This window comes from Streptococcus oralis subsp. dentisani (assembly GCF_007475365.1).
In the GTDB taxonomy this organism is placed as follows: Bacteria; Bacillota; Bacilli; order Lactobacillales; family Streptococcaceae; genus Streptococcus; species Streptococcus mitis_AX.
Genome location: NZ_CP034442.1, coordinates 744,143 through 761,072, shown reverse-complemented (window position 1 = coordinate 761,072; position 16,930 = coordinate 744,143). Strand labels below are relative to the sequence as shown.

General features: G+C 45.4%; 18 protein-coding genes and 1 pseudogene. 15 read left to right on the top strand and 4 right to left on the bottom strand.

The features are described 5' to 3' along the window. Nucleotides 1-329: 329 nt before the first annotated feature. From EJF26_RS10335 to EJF26_RS10520, 3 genes and pseudogenes are all read left to right on the top strand, one after another. A pseudogene (locus EJF26_RS10335) lies at nucleotides 330-1,499 on the top strand (sialoglycan-binding domain-containing protein); the annotation flags it as partial. Between the two features lie 604 nt (nucleotides 1,500-2,103). Continuing rightward, entirely contained in the window at nucleotides 2,104-2,247 is a 144-nt protein-coding gene (locus EJF26_RS10525; RefSeq protein ID WP_221933271.1) for a hypothetical protein, read from the top strand. A 384-nt stretch (nucleotides 2,248-2,631) separates the two neighbouring features. Further along, nucleotides 2,632-2,841 carry a hypothetical protein gene (locus EJF26_RS10520; protein ID WP_221933270.1) on the top strand — a complete coding sequence of 70 codons (210 nt, stop codon included), beginning with the start codon at nucleotides 2,632-2,634 and terminating at the stop codon, nucleotides 2,839-2,841. Here EJF26_RS10520 and EJF26_RS10515 read toward each other — a convergent pair. Both EJF26_RS10515 and EJF26_RS10510 read right to left on the bottom strand, forming a co-directional pair. After that, entirely contained in the window at nucleotides 2,815-3,075 is a 261-nt protein-coding gene (locus EJF26_RS10515) for a hypothetical protein (protein ID WP_221933269.1), read from the bottom strand. The two genes, EJF26_RS10520 and EJF26_RS10515, sit on opposite strands and share 27 nt — an antisense overlap. Before the next feature lie 9 nt (nucleotides 3,076-3,084). Continuing rightward, entirely contained in the window at nucleotides 3,085-3,285 is a 201-nt protein-coding gene (locus EJF26_RS10510; RefSeq protein ID WP_221933268.1) for a hypothetical protein, read from the bottom strand. A gap of 996 nt (nucleotides 3,286-4,281) precedes the next feature. Between EJF26_RS10510 and EJF26_RS10505 the strand changes: the two genes are divergently transcribed. The 4 genes from EJF26_RS10505 (at nucleotide 4,282) to EJF26_RS10490 (ending at nucleotide 6,831) form a co-directional block, all read left to right on the top strand. After that, complete coding sequence (locus tag EJF26_RS10505; RefSeq protein WP_221933267.1) at nucleotides 4,282-4,491, top strand: hypothetical protein; 210 nt, start codon at nucleotides 4,282-4,284, stop codon at nucleotides 4,489-4,491. Nucleotides 4,492-4,821: 330 nt separating this feature from the next. Continuing rightward, nucleotides 4,822-5,067 (top strand): hypothetical protein, encoded by a 246-nt coding sequence (locus tag EJF26_RS10500; RefSeq protein WP_221933266.1) that lies wholly within the window; start codon nucleotides 4,822-4,824, stop codon nucleotides 5,065-5,067. Between the two features lie 1,062 nt (nucleotides 5,068-6,129). After that, nucleotides 6,130-6,279, top strand: a complete 150-nt coding sequence (locus EJF26_RS10495) for a hypothetical protein (protein ID WP_221933265.1) — start codon at nucleotides 6,130-6,132, stop codon at nucleotides 6,277-6,279. A 390-nt stretch (nucleotides 6,280-6,669) separates the two neighbouring features. Beyond that, nucleotides 6,670-6,831: a hypothetical protein gene (locus EJF26_RS10490; protein ID WP_221933264.1), complete on the top strand. Its 162-nt coding sequence runs from the start codon at nucleotides 6,670-6,672 to the stop codon at nucleotides 6,829-6,831. Between the two features lie 285 nt (nucleotides 6,832-7,116). Here EJF26_RS10490 and EJF26_RS10485 read toward each other — a convergent pair whose 3' ends face one another. Continuing rightward, on the bottom strand, nucleotides 7,117-7,275 hold the full coding sequence (locus EJF26_RS10485) for a hypothetical protein (RefSeq protein ID WP_221933263.1): 159 nt from the start codon (nucleotides 7,273-7,275) through the stop codon (nucleotides 7,117-7,119). A gap of 516 nt (nucleotides 7,276-7,791) precedes the next feature. Here EJF26_RS10485 and EJF26_RS10480 point away from each other — a divergent pair. From EJF26_RS10480 to EJF26_RS10465, 4 genes are all read left to right on the top strand, one after another. Further along, nucleotides 7,792-7,941, top strand: a complete 150-nt coding sequence (locus EJF26_RS10480; RefSeq protein ID WP_221933262.1) for a hypothetical protein — start codon at nucleotides 7,792-7,794, stop codon at nucleotides 7,939-7,941. Between the two features lie 960 nt (nucleotides 7,942-8,901). Further along, the gene (locus EJF26_RS10475) at nucleotides 8,902-9,051 is read left to right on the top strand and encodes a hypothetical protein (RefSeq protein ID WP_221933261.1); all 150 of its coding nucleotides are present in this window, start codon (nucleotides 8,902-8,904) and stop codon (nucleotides 9,049-9,051) included. Beyond that, a complete protein-coding gene (locus EJF26_RS10470) occupies nucleotides 9,052-9,201 on the top strand; it encodes a hypothetical protein (RefSeq protein ID WP_221933260.1) in 150 nt (49 codons plus the stop codon). Next, nucleotides 9,202-9,351: a hypothetical protein gene (locus EJF26_RS10465; protein ID WP_221933259.1), complete on the top strand. Its 150-nt coding sequence runs from the start codon at nucleotides 9,202-9,204 to the stop codon at nucleotides 9,349-9,351. A 1,357-nt stretch (nucleotides 9,352-10,708) separates the two neighbouring features. Here EJF26_RS10465 and EJF26_RS10210 read toward each other — a convergent pair. After that, complete coding sequence (locus EJF26_RS10210; RefSeq protein ID WP_313904171.1) at nucleotides 10,709-13,432, bottom strand: coiled-coil domain-containing protein; 2,724 nt, start codon at nucleotides 13,430-13,432, stop codon at nucleotides 10,709-10,711. Here EJF26_RS10210 and EJF26_RS10205 point away from each other — a divergent pair. From EJF26_RS10205 to frr, 4 genes are all read left to right on the top strand, one after another. Next, nucleotides 13,374-13,901 carry an LPXTG cell wall anchor domain-containing protein gene (locus EJF26_RS10205; RefSeq protein WP_312023111.1) on the top strand — a complete coding sequence of 176 codons (528 nt, stop codon included), beginning with the start codon at nucleotides 13,374-13,376 and terminating at the stop codon, nucleotides 13,899-13,901. The genes EJF26_RS10210 and EJF26_RS10205 overlap by 59 nt on opposite strands. A gap of 266 nt (nucleotides 13,902-14,167) precedes the next feature. Further along, a complete protein-coding gene (gene trmFO / locus EJF26_RS03865) occupies nucleotides 14,168-15,502 on the top strand; it encodes a methylenetetrahydrofolate--tRNA-(uracil(54)-C(5))-methyltransferase (FADH(2)-oxidizing) TrmFO (RefSeq protein ID WP_000083352.1) in 1,335 nt (444 codons plus the stop codon). 83 nt (nucleotides 15,503-15,585) lie between these two features. Beyond that, on the top strand, nucleotides 15,586-16,323 hold the full coding sequence (pyrH, locus tag EJF26_RS03860; RefSeq protein ID WP_000002991.1) for a UMP kinase: 738 nt from the start codon (nucleotides 15,586-15,588) through the stop codon (nucleotides 16,321-16,323). 7 nt (nucleotides 16,324-16,330) lie between these two features. Next, nucleotides 16,331-16,888: a ribosome recycling factor gene (frr, locus tag EJF26_RS03855; protein ID WP_001262236.1), complete on the top strand. Its 558-nt coding sequence runs from the start codon at nucleotides 16,331-16,333 to the stop codon at nucleotides 16,886-16,888. The last annotated feature ends 42 nt before the right edge of the window (nucleotides 16,889-16,930 follow it).

The following is a 16,930-nucleotide window of genomic DNA, read 5'->3' as shown; positions in this document are numbered from 1 at the left end:
CAGAAGTCACTGCTAAACAACAAGAAGAAAACCGTAGGAAGTTGACCAATCTTTCAGCTGAAATAGGTGACTATCTAGCAAAAGCGGTTGATTTACCAAATACGGATTCAGCTCTTGCTAAGGCCAATGCTGCAGTAACAGAAATTGAAAAAGCCCTGACTGATCCAACTAGTGATTTAACAACAGTATTGCAAAAAGCTACTTCAGCGCGTAATTCGATTGTCAATGCTGTGTTGGCGGCTAATTCTGGTGTACATGATGTACGAAATGGGACAGTGATTACTAGAGGGGCACACCTACGTGCAGCTTCTAATCCACCTACAATCTCTATGCCATCTAATATCACAATTTATAATGATGAATCAGTTAATTTCCAGATAAGGCTGAATGATGATAAAGGGATGGATAAAATCACGGCTTCCCCATCCAATGCTATTATTACAGGTTTACATGCACCGAACTATCCAACTAGCAAGAAAGGGGGATTTGGAGATCTATCCACCTATGATCAATGGGGGAATAAATCAGGTGCCCAAACCACATACACTATTAACATAATAGGGACGGTGGGTCGTGAAAACGGAACTTGGAAACCCTATAAGCCTGGTACCTATGTTCTGGAGTACACAGTAAGAGATATTCATGGCCTGACTGCGACAGCACGTACGAATTTCCATATCAAAGGCTTCAACGAACGCCACAACCCAGTTAGTGGGGATACCGTTATTGTTAAGAATCCCTCTTCTTTGACTGTAAGTGAACGCAATCAAGTACTTGAAAAATTTAAAGAAAAAAACCAGTCGCTTTTATCTGGTAGTGATTTTACGAAAGATGGCGTAACCGGAACGATTGCGGTAGCTGAAAATGGGAATATTACCATTACCTACCGTGATAATACTACAACTGTTATCCCAGCTAATGTGGATGCTGTTCCAGTTCCAAGTGCGACGGTGACTCGTAACGGTCAAACTCTAACACCTGTAAATGGCAACTATATTGTGTACGCAGGAGACGATATTCAAATTAATTTCACTGCTACAGATAATAGCGGGCAATTATCAGAATTTAAGATCGTTTCAAATGCAGATGCAAATGGCTCAGCCCTTGGAAGTAATTTCTTTGAAGATAATAAATATGGGACGGGAACTGTAGAGCATTTAACGGGGAATATCACAGCGACTACTGCTAGTCCAGCCCGTATTACTGTAAGAGCTCATTTGAATGATAATCTAGAGTATGATAAAAATGGTAGAAATAGTTGGCAACGCAATGCAGTAGCAACGGATAAGGCTGGTAATAGTAATAGTGCAGGAAATGATTCACCGGGCAATGTCCGTATTGTGCAAGGTAGGCTGACAGATATTATGGAAGGAGTAGCACCGACTGAAACCTTCCAAGTAGAGAATGTTTCTCAATTAAATTCTCAAGAAAAAGCACGTATATTAGCAGCCGTTGAAAAATTAAATAATAAGCGGGAAAAACGTATAGACTCTTTCACTATTAGTGATAATAGAACAGTTACCATTATCTATAAAGATAAGACTACGGATACGATTACTATAAAACTTTCTGACAGTGATTATAAGAGTAGAAGTGCTTCAACTAGTCTAAGTCAAAGACAGTCAACCAGTGCATCGGTAAGTGCCAGCACTTTAGCGAGCGCATCGCTCAGCGCAAGTCGCTCAGCTTCAGCCAGCGTAAGTGCAAGTCGCTCAGCTTCAGCCAGTGTAAGTTCAAGCCGTTCAGCGAGTGCATCAGTATCTGCAAGTCGCTCAGCGTCAGCCAGCGTAAGTTCAAGCCGTTCAGCGAGTGCATCGCTTAGTGCGAGTCAATCAGCTTCGGCAAGCGTAAGCTCAAGCCGTTCGGCAAGTGCATCAGTATCTGCAAGTCGCTCAGCTTCAGCCAGCGTAAGTTCAAGTCGTTCAGCGAGTGCATCAGTATCTGCAAGTCGCTCAGCTTCAGCATCTGTAAGTGCTAGCCAATCAGCAAGCGCATCAGTATCTGCAAGTCGCTCAGCTTCAGCGTCTGTATCAGCTAGCCGAAGTGCATCAGCATCTGTAAGTGCAAGTCAATCAGCAAGCACATCAGTAAGCGCAAGCCAAAGTGCTTCAGCATCTGTATCAGCAAGCATCAGTGCGAGCCAATCAGCATCAAGCTCAGCAAGTGCTAGTCAAAGTGCTTCAGCAAGTGCAAGCGACTCAGCATCTGTATCAGCTAGCCAAAGCGCTTCAGCATCAGCATCAGTAAGCTCAAGCGCTTCAGCATCAGTATCTGCAAGCCAATCAACTAGCGTATCAGTAAGCTCAAGTGAATCAACTTCAGCATCAGTAAGTGCTAGTCAATCAGCTTCAGCATCAGTATCTGCAAGCCAAAGCGCTTCAGCATCAGTAAGCTCAAGTGAATCAGCTTCAGCGTCTGTATCAGCTAGCCAAAGCGCTTCAGCGTCTGTATCTGCAAGTCAATCAACTAGCGCATCAGTAAGCTCAAGCCAAAGCGCTTCAGCGTCAGTATCAGCTAGCCAAAGCGCTTCAGCATCAGTAAGCTCAAGTGAATCAACTTCAGCATCAGTAAGTGCTAGTCAATCAGCTTCAGCATCAGTATCTGCAAGCCAATCAGCTTCAGCATCTGTAAGTGCAAGCGAATCAACTAGCGCATCAGTATCTGCAAGTGAATCAGCTTCAGCATCAGTATCTGCAAGTCAATCAACTTCAGCATCTGTATCTGCAAGCCAATCAGCAAGCGCATCAGTATCTGCAAGCGAATCAACAAGCGCATCAGTATCTGCAAGTCAATCAGCTTCAGCGTCTGTATCAGCTAGCCAATCAGCTTCAGCATCTGTAAGTGCAAGCCAATCAGCTTCAGCATCTGTAAGTGCAAGCGAATCAGCTTCAGCATCTGTAAGTGCAAGCGAATCAACAAGCGCATCAGTATCTGCAAGTGAATCAACTTCAGCGTCTGTAAGTGCAAGCGACTCAGCTTCAGCATCAGTATCTGCAAGCCAAAGCGCTTCAGCGTCTGTAAGTGCAAGCGACTCAGCAAGCGCATCAGTAAGCTCAAGTCAATCAACTTCAGCATCTGTATCAGCTAGTCAATCAGCAAGCGCATCAGTATCTGCAAGTCAATCAGCTTCAGCATCTGTAAGTGCAAGCGACTCAGCTTCAGCATCAGTATCTGCAAGTGAATCAACTTCAGCGTCTGTAAGTGCAAGCGACTCAGCTTCAGCATCAGTATCTGCAAGCCAAAGCGCTTCAGCGTCTGTAAGTGCAAGCGACTCAGCAAGCGCATCAGTATCTGCAAGTCAATCAACTAGCGCATCAGTAAGCTCAAGTCAATCAACTTCAGCATCTGTATCAGCTAGTCAATCAGCAAGCGCATCAGTATCTGCAAGTCAATCAACTAGCGCATCAGTAAGCTCAAGTCAATCAACTTCAGCATCTGTATCAGCTAGTCAATCAGCAAGCGCATCAGTATCTGCAAGTCAATCAACTTCAGCATCTGTATCAGCTAGCCAATCAACTTCAGCATCTGTATCAGCTAGCCAATCAACTTCAGCGTCTGTATCAGCTAGCCAATCAACTTCAGCATCAGTATCTGCAAGTCAATCAACTTCAGCATCTGTATCAGCTAGTCAATCAGCAAGCGCATCAGTATCTGCTAGCCAAAGTGCTTCAGCATCAGTAAGCTCAAGCGAATCAACTAGCGCATCAGTATCAACTAGCCAAAGCGCTTCAGCATCAGTATCTGCAAGCCAATCAACTAGCGCATCTGTATCTGCAAGCCAATCAACTAGCGCATCTGTATCTGCAAGCCAATCAGCAAGCGCATCAGTAAGCTCAAGTGAATCAGCTTCAGCATCAGTATCAGCTAGCCAAAGCGCTTCAGCATCAGCATCAGTAAGCTCAAGCGCTTCAGCATCAGTATCTGCAAGCCAATCAACTAGCGTATCAGTAAGCTCAAGTGAATCAACTTCAGCATCAGTAAGTGCTAGTCAATCAGCTTCAGCATCAGTATCTGCAAGCCAAAGCGCTTCAGCATCAGTAAGCTCAAGTGAATCAGCTTCAGCGTCTGTATCAGCTAGCCAAAGCGCTTCAGCGTCTGTATCTGCAAGTCAATCAACTAGCGCATCAGTAAGCTCAAGCCAAAGCGCTTCAGCGTCAGTATCAGCTAGCCAAAGCGCTTCAGCATCAGTAAGCTCAAGTGAATCAACTTCAGCATCAGTAAGTGCTAGTCAATCAGCTTCAGCATCAGTATCTGCAAGCCAATCAGCTTCAGCATCTGTAAGTGCAAGCGAATCAACTAGCGCATCAGTATCTGCAAGTGAATCAGCTTCAGCATCAGTATCTGCAAGTCAATCAACTTCAGCATCAGTATCTGCAAGCCAATCAGCAAGCGCATCAGTATCTGCAAGCGAATCAACAAGCGCATCAGTATCTGCAAGTGAATCAGCTTCAGCGTCTGTATCAGCTAGCCAATCAGCTTCAGCATCTGTAAGTGCAAGCCAATCAGCTTCAGCATCTGTAAGTGCAAGCGAATCAGCTTCAGCATCTGTAAGTGCAAGCGAATCAACAAGCGCATCAGTATCTGCAAGTGAATCAACTTCAGCGTCTGTAAGTGCAAGCGACTCAGCAAGCGCATCAGTATCTGCAAGTCAATCAACTAGCGCATCAGTAAGCTCAAGTCAATCAACTTCAGCATCTGTATCAGCTAGTCAATCAGCAAGCGCATCAGTATCTGCAAGCGAATCAACTTCAGCATCAGTATCAGCTAGCCAATCAGCTTCAGCATCAGTATCTGCAAGTGAATCAGCTTCAGCATCTGTAAGTGCAAGCGAATCAACTAGCGCATCAGTATCTGCAAGTGAATCAGCTTCAGCATCAGTATCTGCAAGTCAATCAACTTCAGCATCTGTATCAGCTAGCCAATCAGCAAGCGCATCAGTATCTGTATCAGCTAGCCAATCAACTAGCGCATCAGTATCTGCAAGTGAATCAGCTTCAGCGTCTGTATCAGCTAGCCAATCAGCTTCAGCGTCTGTATCTGCAAGTCAATCAGCTTCAGCATCTGTAAGTGCAAGTCAATCAACAAGCGCATCAGTATCTGCAAGTCAATCAGCTTCAGCATCTGTATCAGCTAGCCAATCAGCAAGCGCATCAGTAAGCTCAAGTGAATCAGCTTCAGCATCAGTATCTGCAAGTCAATCAACTTCAGCATCAGTATCAGCTAGCCAATCAGCTTCAGCATCTGTAAGTGCAAGCGAATCAACTAGCGCATCAGTATCTGCAAGTCAATCAGCTTCAGCATCAGTATCAGCAAGCCAATCAACTAGCGCATCAGTATCTGCAAGTCAATCAGCTTCAGCATCAGTAAGTGCAAGCGAATCAACTAGCGCATCAGTATCTGCAAGTCAATCAGCTTCAGCGTCTGTATCAGCTAGCGAATCAACTAGCGCATCAGTATCTGCTAGCCAATCAGCTTCAGCATCTGTAAGTGCAAGCGAATCAGCTTCAGCATCAGTAAGTGCAAGCGAATCAGCTTCAGCATCAGTAAGCTCAAGTCAATCAACTTCAGCATCTGTATCAGCTAGCCAATCAGCAAGCGCATCAGTATCAGCAAGTCAATCAACTTCAGCGTCTGTATCAGCTAGCCAATCCGCTTCAGCATCTGTATCAGCAAGCCAAAGCGCTTCAGCATCAGTAAGCTCAAGTGAATCAGCTTCAGCATCTGTAAGTGCAAGCCAATCATCTTCAGCATCTGTATCAGCTAGTCAATCAACTAGCGCATCAGTATCTGCAAGCCAATCATCTTCAGCATCTGTATCAGCTAGTCAATTAACTAGCGCATCAGTATCTGCAAGTCAATCAGCTTCAGCGTCTGTATCAGCTAGCGAATCAACTAGCGCATCAGTATCTGCTAGCCAATCAGCTTCAGCATCTGTAAGTGCAAGCGAATCAGCTTCGGCATCTGTAAGTGCAAGTCAATCAACTAGCGCATCAGTATCAGCAAGCGTATCAGCAAGCGTATCAGCAAGCGTATCAGTAAGCTCAAGTCAATCAACTTCAGCGTCTGTAAGTGCAAGCCAATCAACTAGCGCATCAGTAAGCTCAAGTCAATCAGCTTCAGCTTCTGTAAGTGCAAGCGAATCAACAAGCGCATCAGTATCTGCAAGCCAAAGCGCTTCAGCATCTGTATCAGCAAGTCAATCAACTTCAGCATCTGTATCAGCTAGCCAATCAACTAGCGCATCAGTATCTGCAAGCCAAAGCGCTTCAGCATCTGTAAGTGCAAGCGAATCAACAAGCGCATCAGTATCTGCAAGTCAATCAGCTTCAGCGTCTGTATCTGCAAGCCAATCAACTAGCGCATCAGTATCTGCAAGCCAATCAGCTTCAGCATCAGTAAGTGCAAGCGAATCAACTAGTGCATCAGTATCTGCAAGCCAATCAACTAGCGCATCAGTATCTGCAAGCCAATCATCTTCAGCATCTGTAAGTGCAAGCGAATCAACTAGTGCATCAGTATCTGCAAGCCAATCAACTAGCGCATCAGTATCTGCAAGTCAATCAGCTTCAGCATCAGTATCAGCTAGTCAATCAGCAAGCGCATCAGTAAGCTCAAGTCAATCAGCTTCAGCATCAGTATCTGCAAGTCAATCAGCTTCAGCATCTGTAAGTGCAAGCGAATCAACTAGCGCATCAGTATCAGCAAGTCAATCAACTTCAGCATCTGTATCAGCAAGCCAATCAGCAAGCGCATCAGTATCAGCAAGTCAATCAACTTCAGCATCTGTATCAGCAAGCCAATCAGCAAGCCAATCAGCAAGCGCATCAGTAAGCTCAAGTCAATCAGCTTCAGCATCAGTATCAGCTAGCCAATCAGCAAGCGCATCAGTATCTGCAAGCCAATCAGCTTCAGCATCTGTAAGTGCAAGCGAATCAACTAGTGCATCAGTATCTGCAAGCCAATCAACTAGCGCATCAGTATCTGCAAGTCAATCAGCTTCAGCATCAGTATCAGCTAGTCAATCAGCAAGCGCATCAGTAAGCTCAAGTCAATCAGCTTCAGCGTCTGTATCCGCTAGCCAATCAACTAGCGCATCAGTATCTGCAAGCCAATCAACTAGCGCATCAGTATCAGCAAGCCAATCAACAAGCGCATCAGTATCAGCAAGCCAAAGCGCTTCAGCATCTGTATCAGCAAGTCAATCAACTTCAGCATCTGTAAGTGCAAGCGAATCAACAAGCGCATCAGTATCTGCAAGCCAAAGCGCTTCAGCATCTGTAAGTGCAAGCGAATCAACAAGCGCATCAGTATCTGCAAGTCAATCAGCTTCAGCGTCTGTATCAGCTAGTCAATCCGCTTCAGCATCTGTAAGTGCAAGCCAATCAGCAAGCGCATCAGTAAGCTCAAGTCAATCCGCTTCAGCATCTGTATCCGCTAGCCAATCAGCAAGCGCATCAGTATCTGCAAGCCAATCAGCTTCAGCATCAGTAAGTGCAAGCGAATCAACTAGTGCATCAGTATCTGCAAGCCAATCAACTAGCGCATCAGTATCTGCAAGTCAATCCGCTTCAGCATCAGTATCAGCTAGTCAATCAGCAAGCGCATCAGTAAGCTCAAGTCAATCCGCTTCAGCGTCTGTATCAGCTAGCGAATCAGCAAGCGCATCAGTATCTGCAAGTCAATCAGCAAGCGCATCAGTATCTGCAAGTCAATCAACTTCAGCATCTGTATCCGCTAGCCAATCAGCAAGCGCATCAGTATCTGCAAGTCAATCAGCTTCAGCGTCTGTAAGTGCAAGCGAATCAACTAGCGCATCAGTATCTGCAAGTCAATCAGCTTCAGCATCTGTATCTGCAAGTCAATCAGCTTCAGCATCTGTATCTGCAAGCCAATCAACTAGCGCATCAGTATCTGCAAGTCAATCAGCTTCAGCATCTGTAAGTGCAAGCGAATCAACTAGTGCATCAGTATCTGCAAGCCAATCAACTAGCGCATCAGTATCTGCAAGTCAATCAGCTTCAGCGTCTGTATCAGCTAGTCAATCCGCTTCAGCATCTGTAAGTGCAAGTCAATCAGCAAGCGCATCTGTATCTGCAAGTCAATCCGCTTCAGCATCTGTATCAGCAAGCCAATCAGCAAGCGCATCAGTAAGCTCAAGTCAATCCGCTTCAGCATCTGTATCCGCTAGCCAATCAGCAAGCGCATCAGTATCTGCAAGCCAATCAGCTTCAGCATCTGTAAGTGCAAGCGAATCAACTAGTGCATCAGTATCTGCAAGCGAATCAACTAGCGCATCAGTATCTGCAAGTCAATCAGCTTCAGCATCAGTATCAGCTAGTCAATCAGCAAGCGCATCAGTAAGCTCAAGTCAATCCGCTTCAGCGTCTGTATCAGCTAGCCAATCAGCAAGCGCATCAGTATCTGCAAGTCAATCAGCTTCAGCATCTGTATCAGCTAGTCAATCAGCAAGCGCATCAGTATCTGCAAGCCAATCAGCTTCAGCATCTGTATCAGCAAGTCAATCAACTAGTGCATCAGTATCTGCAAGCCAATCAACTAGCGCATCAGTATCTGCAAGTCAATCAGCTTCAGCATCAGTATCTGCAAGTCAATCAGCTTCAGCATCTGTAAGTGCAAGTGAATCAGCTTCAGCATCAGTATCAGCTAGCGAATCAACAAGCGCATCAGTATCTGCAAGTCAATCAACTTCAGCATCTGTAAGTGCAAGTCAATCAGCAAGCGCATCTGTATCTGCAAGTCAATCCGCTTCAGCATCTGTATCAGCAAGCCAATCAGCAAGCGCATCAGTAAGCTCAAGTCAATCCGCTTCAGCATCTGTATCCGCTAGCCAATCAGCAAGCGCATCAGTATCTGCAAGCCAATCAGCTTCAGCATCTGTAAGTGCAAGCGAATCAACTAGTGCATCAGTATCTGCAAGCGAATCAACAAGCGCATCAGTATCTGCAAGTCAATCAGCTTCAGCATCAGTATCAGCTAGTCAATCAGCAAGCGCATCAGTATCTGCAAGTCAATCAGCTTCAGCGTCTGTAAGTGCAAGCGAATCAACTAGCGCATCAGTATCTGCAAGTCAATCAGCTTCAGCATCTGTATCTGCAAGTCAATCAACTTCAGCATCTGTATCCGCTAGCCAATCAGCAAGCGCATCAGTATCTGCAAGTCAATCAGCTTCAGCGTCTGTAAGTGCAAGCGAATCAACTAGCGCATCAGTATCTGCAAGTCAATCAGCTTCAGCATCTGTATCTGCAAGTCAATCAGCAAGCGCATCAGTATCTGCAAGTCAATCAGCAAGCGCATCAGTATCTGCAAGTCAATCAGCTTCAGCGTCTGTAAGTGCAAGCGAATCAACTAGCGCATCAGTATCTGCAAGTCAATCAGCTTCAGCATCTGTATCTGCAAGTCAATCAGCAAGCGCATCAGTATCTGCAAGTCAATCAGCTTCAGCGTCTGTAAGTGCAAGCCAATCAGCAAGCGTATCAGTAAGCTCAAGTCAATCAACTTCAGCATCTGTAAGTGCAAGCCAATCAACTAGCGCATCAGTATCTGCAAGTCAATCAGCTTCAGCATCTGTAAGTGCAAGCGAATCAACAAGCGCATCAGTATCTGCAAGCCAAAGCGCTTCAGCATCTGTATCAGCAAGTCAATCAACTTCAGCATCTGTAAGTGCAAGCGAATCAACAAGCGCATCAGTATCTGCAAGCCAAAGCGCTTCAGCATCTGTAAGTGCAAGCGAATCAACAAGCGCATCAGTATCTGCAAGTCAATCAGCTTCAGCGTCTGTATCAGCTAGTCAATCCGCTTCAGCATCTGTAAGTGCAAGTCAATCCGCTTCAGCGTCTGTATCAGCAAGCGAATCAACAAGCGCATCAGTATCTGCAAGTCAATCAACTTCAGCATCTGTAAGTGCAAGTCAATCAGCAAGCGCATCTGTATCTGCAAGTCAATCCGCTTCAGCATCTGTATCAGCAAGCCAATCAGCAAGCGCATCAGTAAGCTCAAGTCAATCCGCTTCAGCATCTGTATCCGCTAGCCAATCAGCAAGCGCATCAGTATCTGCAAGCCAATCAGCTTCAGCATCTGTAAGTGCAAGCGAATCAACTAGTGCATCAGTATCTGCAAGCGAATCAACTAGCGCATCAGTATCTGCAAGTCAATCAGCTTCAGCATCAGTATCAGCTAGTCAATCAGCAAGCGCATCAGTAAGCTCAAGTCAATCCGCTTCAGCGTCTGTATCAGCTAGCCAATCAGCAAGCGCATCAGTATCTGCAAGTCAATCAGCTTCAGCATCTGTATCAGCTAGTCAATCAGCAAGCGCATCAGTATCTGCAAGCCAATCAGCTTCAGCATCTGTAAGTGCAAGCGAATCAACTAGTGCATCAGTATCTGCAAGCCAATCAACTAGCGCATCAGTATCTGCAAGTCAATCAGCTTCAGCATCAGTATCTGCAAGTCAATCAGCTTCAGCATCTGTAAGTGCAAGTGAATCAGCTTCAGCATCAGTATCAGCTAGTCAATCAGCAAGCGCATCAGTATCTGCAAGCCAATCAGCTTCAGCATCTGTAAGTGCAAGCGAATCAACTAGTGCATCAGTATCTGCAAGCCAATCAACTAGCGCATCAGTATCTGCAAGTCAATCAGCTTCAGCATCAGTATCAGCTAGTCAATCAGCAAGCGCATCAGTAAGCTCAAGTCAAAGCGCTTCAGCGTCTGTATCTGCTTCAATCAGTACTTCAGTATCAGCAAGCACAAGCTTGAGCAACAGCGTGTCTGCATCAATCAGTGCATCTGAATCAGCAAGCACAAGCTTGAGCAACAGCGTGTCTGCATCAATCAGTGCATCTGAATCAGCAAGCACAAGCTTGAGCAACAGCGTGTCTGCATCAATCAGTACTTCAGTATCAGCAAGCACAAGCTTGAGCAACAGCGTAAGTGCATCAATCAGTGCATCTGAATCAGCAAGCACAAGCTTGAGCAACAGCGTAAGTGCTTCAATCAGTACTTCAGTATCAGCAAGCACAAGCTTGAGCAACAGCGTAAGTGCATCAATCAGTGCATCTGAATCAGCAAGCACAAGCTTGAGCAACAGCGTGTCTGCATCAATTAGTGCATCTGAATCAGCAAGCACAAGCTTGAGCAACAGCGTGTCAGCTTCAATCAGTGCGAGCCACTCAGCAAGCACAAGCTTGAGCAACAGCGTGTCTGCATCAATTAGTGCATCTGAATCAGCAAGCACAAGCTTGAGCAACAGCGTGTCAGCTTCAATCAGTGCGAGCCACTCAGCAAGCACAAGCTTGAGCAACAGTGTGTCAGCTTCAATTAGTGCATCTGAATCAGCAAGCACAAGCTTGAGCAACAGCGTGTCAGCTTCAATCAGTGCGAGCCACTCAGCAAGCACAAGCTTGAGTAACAGCGTATCTGCTTCAATCAGTGCGAGCCACTCAGCAAGCACAAGCTTGAGCAACAGCGTGTCTGCTTCAATCAGTGCATCTGAATCAGCAAGTACAAGCTTGAGCAACAGCGTGTCAGCTTCAATTAGTGCGAGCCACTCAGCAAGCACAAGCTTGAGTAACAGCGTATCTGCTTCAATTAGTGCTTCAGTATCAGCAAGCACAAGCTTGAGCAACAGCGTGTCAGCTTCAATTAGTGCGAGCCACTCAGCAAGCACAAGCTTGAGCAACAGCGTATCTGCTTCAATTAGTGCTTCAGTATCAGCAAGCACAAGCTTGAGCAACAGCGTGTCTGCATCAATTAGTGCATCTGAATCAGCAAGCACAAGCTTGAGCAACAGCGTGTCAGCTTCAATCAGTGCGAGCCACTCAGCAAGCACAAGCTTGAGCAACAGCGTGTCAGCTTCAATTAGTGCTTCAGTATCAGCAAGCACAAGCTTGAGCAACAGCGTGTCAGCTTCAATTAGTGCATCTGAATCAGCAAGCACAAGCTTGAGCAACAGCGTATCTGCATCAATCAGTACTTCAGTATCAGCAAGCACAAGCTTGAGCAATAGCGTGTCTGCTTCAATCAGTGCATCTGAATCAGCAAGCACAAGCTTGAGCAACAGCGTATCTGCCTCAATCAGTGCTAGCCAATCAGCAAGCACAAGCTTGAGTAACAGCGTATCTGCTTCAATTAGTGCTTCAGTATCAGCAAGCACAAGCATGAGCAACAGTGTGTCTGCATCAATTAGTGCATCTGAATCAGCAAGCACAAGCTTGAGCAACAGCGTGTCTGCATCAATTAGTGCATCTGAATCAGCAAGCACAAGCATGAGCAACAGCGTGTCTGCATCAATTAGTGCATCTGAATCAGCAAGCACAAGCTTGAGCAACAGCGTGTCTGCATCAATTAGTGCTTCAGTATCAGCAAGCACAAGCTTGAGCAACAGCGTGTCTGCATCAATTAGTGCATCTGAATCAGCAAGCACAAGCTTGAGCAACAGCGTGTCAGCTTCAATCAGTGCGAGCCACTCAGCAAGCACAAGCTTGAGCAACAGCGTGTCAGCTTCAATTAGTGCTTCAGTATCAGCAAGCACAAGCTTGAGCAACAGCGTATCTGCTTCAATCAGTGCTAGCCAATCAGCAAGCACAAGCTTGAGCAATAGCGTGTCTGCTTCAATCAGTGCATCTGAATCAGCAAGCACAAGCTTGAGCAACAGCGTGTCAGCTTCAATTAGTGCGAGCCACTCAGCAAGCACAAGCTTGAGCAACAGCGTGTCTGCTTCAATTGGTGCTTCAGTATCAGCAAGCACAAGCTTGAGCAACAGCGTGTCTGCATCAATTAGTGCATCTGAATCAGCAAGCACAAGCTTGAGCAACAGCGTGTCAGCTTCAATCAGTGCGAGCCACTCAGCAAGCACAAGCTTGAGCAACAGCGTGTCAGCTTCAATTAGTGCTTCAGTATCAGCAAGCACAAGCTTGAGCAACAGCGTGTCAGCTTCAATTAGTGCATCTGAATCAGCAAGCACAAGCTTGAGCAACAGCGTATCTGCATCAATCAGTACTTCAGTATCAGCAAGCACAAGCTTGAGCAATAGCGTGTCTGCTTCAATCAGTGCATCTGAATCAGCAAGCACAAGCTTGAGCAACAGCGTAAGTGCTTCAATCAGTGCTAGCCAATCAGCAAGCACAAGCTTGAGCAACAGCGTAAGTGCTTCAATCAGTGCTAGCCAATCAGCAAGCACAAGCTTGAGCAACAGCGTATCTGCATCAATCAGTACTTCAGTATCAGCAAGCACAAGCTTGAGCAACAGCGTGTCTGCCTCAATCAGTGCATCTGAATCAGCAAGCACAAGCTTGAGCAACAGCGTATCCGCTTCAATCAGTGCTTCAGTATCAGCAAGCACAAGCTTGAGCAACAGCGTGTCTGCCTCAATCAGTGCAAGCAACAACTCAGGTAGCGGTTCAGGTTCAACAAGCACAAGCAATGACTCAGCAAGTCAATCAGTTTCAGCATCTGTATCAGCTAGCCAAAGCGCATCAGCTTCAATCAGTGCAAGCAACAACTCAGGTAGCGGTTCAGGTTCAACAAGTACAAGCAATGGTTCAGGCGATGCCTCAACTTCAGCAAGTACTTCAGCAAGCTTGAGCAACAGCGTATCTGCATCAATTAGTGCGAGCCAATCAGCAAGCACAAGCTTGAGCGACAGCGTAAGTACCTCAGCTAGCTTGTCTGACAGTGCTTCAATCTCAAGCGCTTTGAACCACTCACAAGCTCCTGCACAACAACCTGCTGGACCAGGACGCTCAAACGGTAGAAAACTTCCAAATACAGGAACTGCAAGTAACCAATTTGCTGGTCTTGGATTAGGAGTAGCTGCCTTGGCAACTGCCTCTCTTCTTGGCAAGAAGAAGAAATCAGCAGCTTCTGAGATGGATTTAGAAGACTAAGTCCCAGAAATCGACTAAAATGAAATTGCTGATATCATTTTAGCGATGAACACAAGAACCCCAGATGGCTCAAGGCTATCTGGGGTTTGTTTGTAGGCTCATTTTTAATCTATAGGCCTTTTTAGTTCTTTCTGCCTACCTTTTTTGTTATACTAGTAGAAGTGATTATCTATAGAAAGTTTATGGGAGGCTGTTACTAAAAGCTAAGAAAAAGAAGAGCGGATTTTTCTCTTCGGATTTTTCTCCCATAATGGTAAAAAAGTCTTATGTCTCAATCTCATATCAATGTTATCGGAGCAGGTTTAGCAGGTTCTGAAGCAGCCTACCAAATCGCAGAGCGTGGTATTCCAGTTAAACTCTATGAAATGCGTGGTGTCAAGTCAACACCCCAGCACAAAACAGACAATTTTGCCGAGTTGGTCTGTTCCAATTCTCTTCGTGGGGATGCTCTGACAAATGCGGTTGGGCTCCTCAAGGAAGAAATGCGTCGCTTGGGTTCTGTTATCTTGGAATCTGCTGAGGCTACACGTGTTCCTGCGGGGGGTGCCCTTGCGGTGGATCGAGATGGTTTCTCCCAGATGGTGACTAAGAAAGTGGCCAACCACCCCTTGATTGAGGTGGTTCGTGATGAAATTACAGAATTGCCGACAGATGTTATTACAGTGGTCGCTACTGGTCCTTTGACCAGCGATGCTCTAGCTGAGAAGATTCATGCCCTTAATGACGGCGATGGATTCTATTTCTACGACGCGGCGGCGCCTATTATCGATGTCAATACTATCGATATGAGCAAGGTCTATCTCAAGTCTCGTTATGACAAGGGAGAGGCAGCCTACCTCAATGCTCCAATGACCAAGCAAGAGTTTATGGATTTTCATGAAGCCTTGGTCCATGCGGAAGAAGTACCGCTCAATTCTTTTGAAAAAGAAAAGTACTTTGAAGGTTGTATGCCTATCGAAGTCATGGCTAAGCGTGGCATTAAAACCATGCTTTATGGTCCTATGAAACCAGTTGGTCTGGAGTATCCAGACGATTATACAGGCCCTCGTGACGGGGAGTTCAAAACACCGTATGCAGTTGTCCAGCTTCGTCAGGATAATGCGGCTGGTAGTCTCTACAATATCGTCGGTTTCCAAACCCACCTCAAATGGGGAGAACAAAAGCGTGTCTTCCAAATGATTCCAGGTCTTGAAAATGCGGAGTTTGTTCGTTATGGTGTCATGCACCGCAATTCTTACATGGATTCACCAAATCTTCTCGAGCAAACCTACCGTTCTAAGAAACAACCCAATCTCTTCTTTGCAGGTCAGATGACGGGTGTGGAAGGCTATGTTGAGTCAGCAGCGTCAGGCTTGGTTGCAGGTATTAACGCGGCTCGACTCTTCAAGGGAGAAAGCGCAGCTATCTTCCCAGAGACCACAGCGATTGGAAGTCTAGCTCATTACATCACTCATGCAGATAGCAAACATTTCCAACCAATGAACGTCAATTTTGGGATTATCAAGGAGTTGGAAGGCGAGCGTATCCGTGATAAGAAGGCTCGTTATGAAAAAATTGAAGAGCGCGCTCTTTCTGACTTAGAGGAATTTTTAACGGTCTAATTTTTTTGAAAGAATTGCTCATGGTACTATAAAAATCTAAGAAATTGTGATAAAATAGGTAGGATGAAAAAAGGAGAGTAAAAATGGCGAATCCCAAGTATAAACGTATTTTAATCAAGTTATCAGGTGAGGCTCTTGCAGGTGAACGTGGCGTAGGGATTGATATCCAAACAGTTCAAAAAATCGCAAGAGAGATTCAAGAAGTTCATAGCTTAGGTATCGAAATTGCCCTTGTTATTGGTGGAGGAAATCTCTGGCGTGGAGAACCTGCAGCAGAAGCAGGAATGGACCGCGTTCAGGCAGATTACACTGGAATGCTTGGGACCGTGATGAATGCTCTTGTAATGGCAGATTCATTGCAGCAAGTTGGTGTTGATACGCGTGTGCAAACAGCTATTTCTATGCAACAAGTGGCTGAGCCTTACGTACGTGGACGTGCTCTTCGCCACCTTGAAAAAGGCCGTATCGTTATCTTTGGTGCTGGAATTGGTTCACCTTACTTCTCAACAGATACAACAGCAGCTCTTCGTGCGGCTGAAATCGAAGCGGATGCCATTCTTATGGCTAAAAATGGCGTAGATGGTGTTTATAATGCCGATCCTAAGAAAGACAAAACAGCCGTTAAGTTTGAAGAATTGACCCACCGTGATGTTATCAACAAAGGTCTTCGTATCATGGACTCAACAGCTTCAACCCTCTCTATGGACAACGACATTGACTTGGTTGTCTTTAACATGAACCAACCAGGCAACATCAAACGTGTCGTATTTGGTGAAAATATCGGAACAACAGTTTCAAACAATATCGAAGAAAAGGAATAAGAAAATTATGGCTAACGCAATTGTAGAAAAAGCTAAAGAGAGAATGACCCAGTCTCACCAATCACTTGCTCGTGAATTTGGTGGTATCCGTGCCGGTCGTGCCAACGCAAGCTTGCTAGACCGTATCCACGTAGAATACTATGGAGTCGAAACTCCTCTTAACCAAATCGCTTCTATCACTATTCCAGAAGCGCGTGTCTTGTTGGTAACACCATTTGACAAGTCTTCATTGAAAGACATCGAACGTGCCTTGAACGCTTCTGATCTTGGTATTACACCAGCTAACGATGGTTCTGTAATCCGCTTGGTTATCCCTGCTCTTACAGAAGAAACTCGTCGTGACCTTGCTAAAGAAGTGAAGAAGGTCGGTGAGAATGCTAAAGTGGCTGTCCGCAATATCCGACGTGATGCTATGGATGAAGCTAAGAAACAAGAAAAAGCAAAAGAAATCACTGAAGACGAATTGAAGACTCTTGAAAAAGATATTCAAAAAGTAACAGACGATGCTGTTAAACACATCGACGATATGACTGCCAATAAAGAAAAAGAACTTTTGGAAGTCTAAAAATAAACAAAAAAACTCAGTTGGCATTGCTGGCTGAGTTTT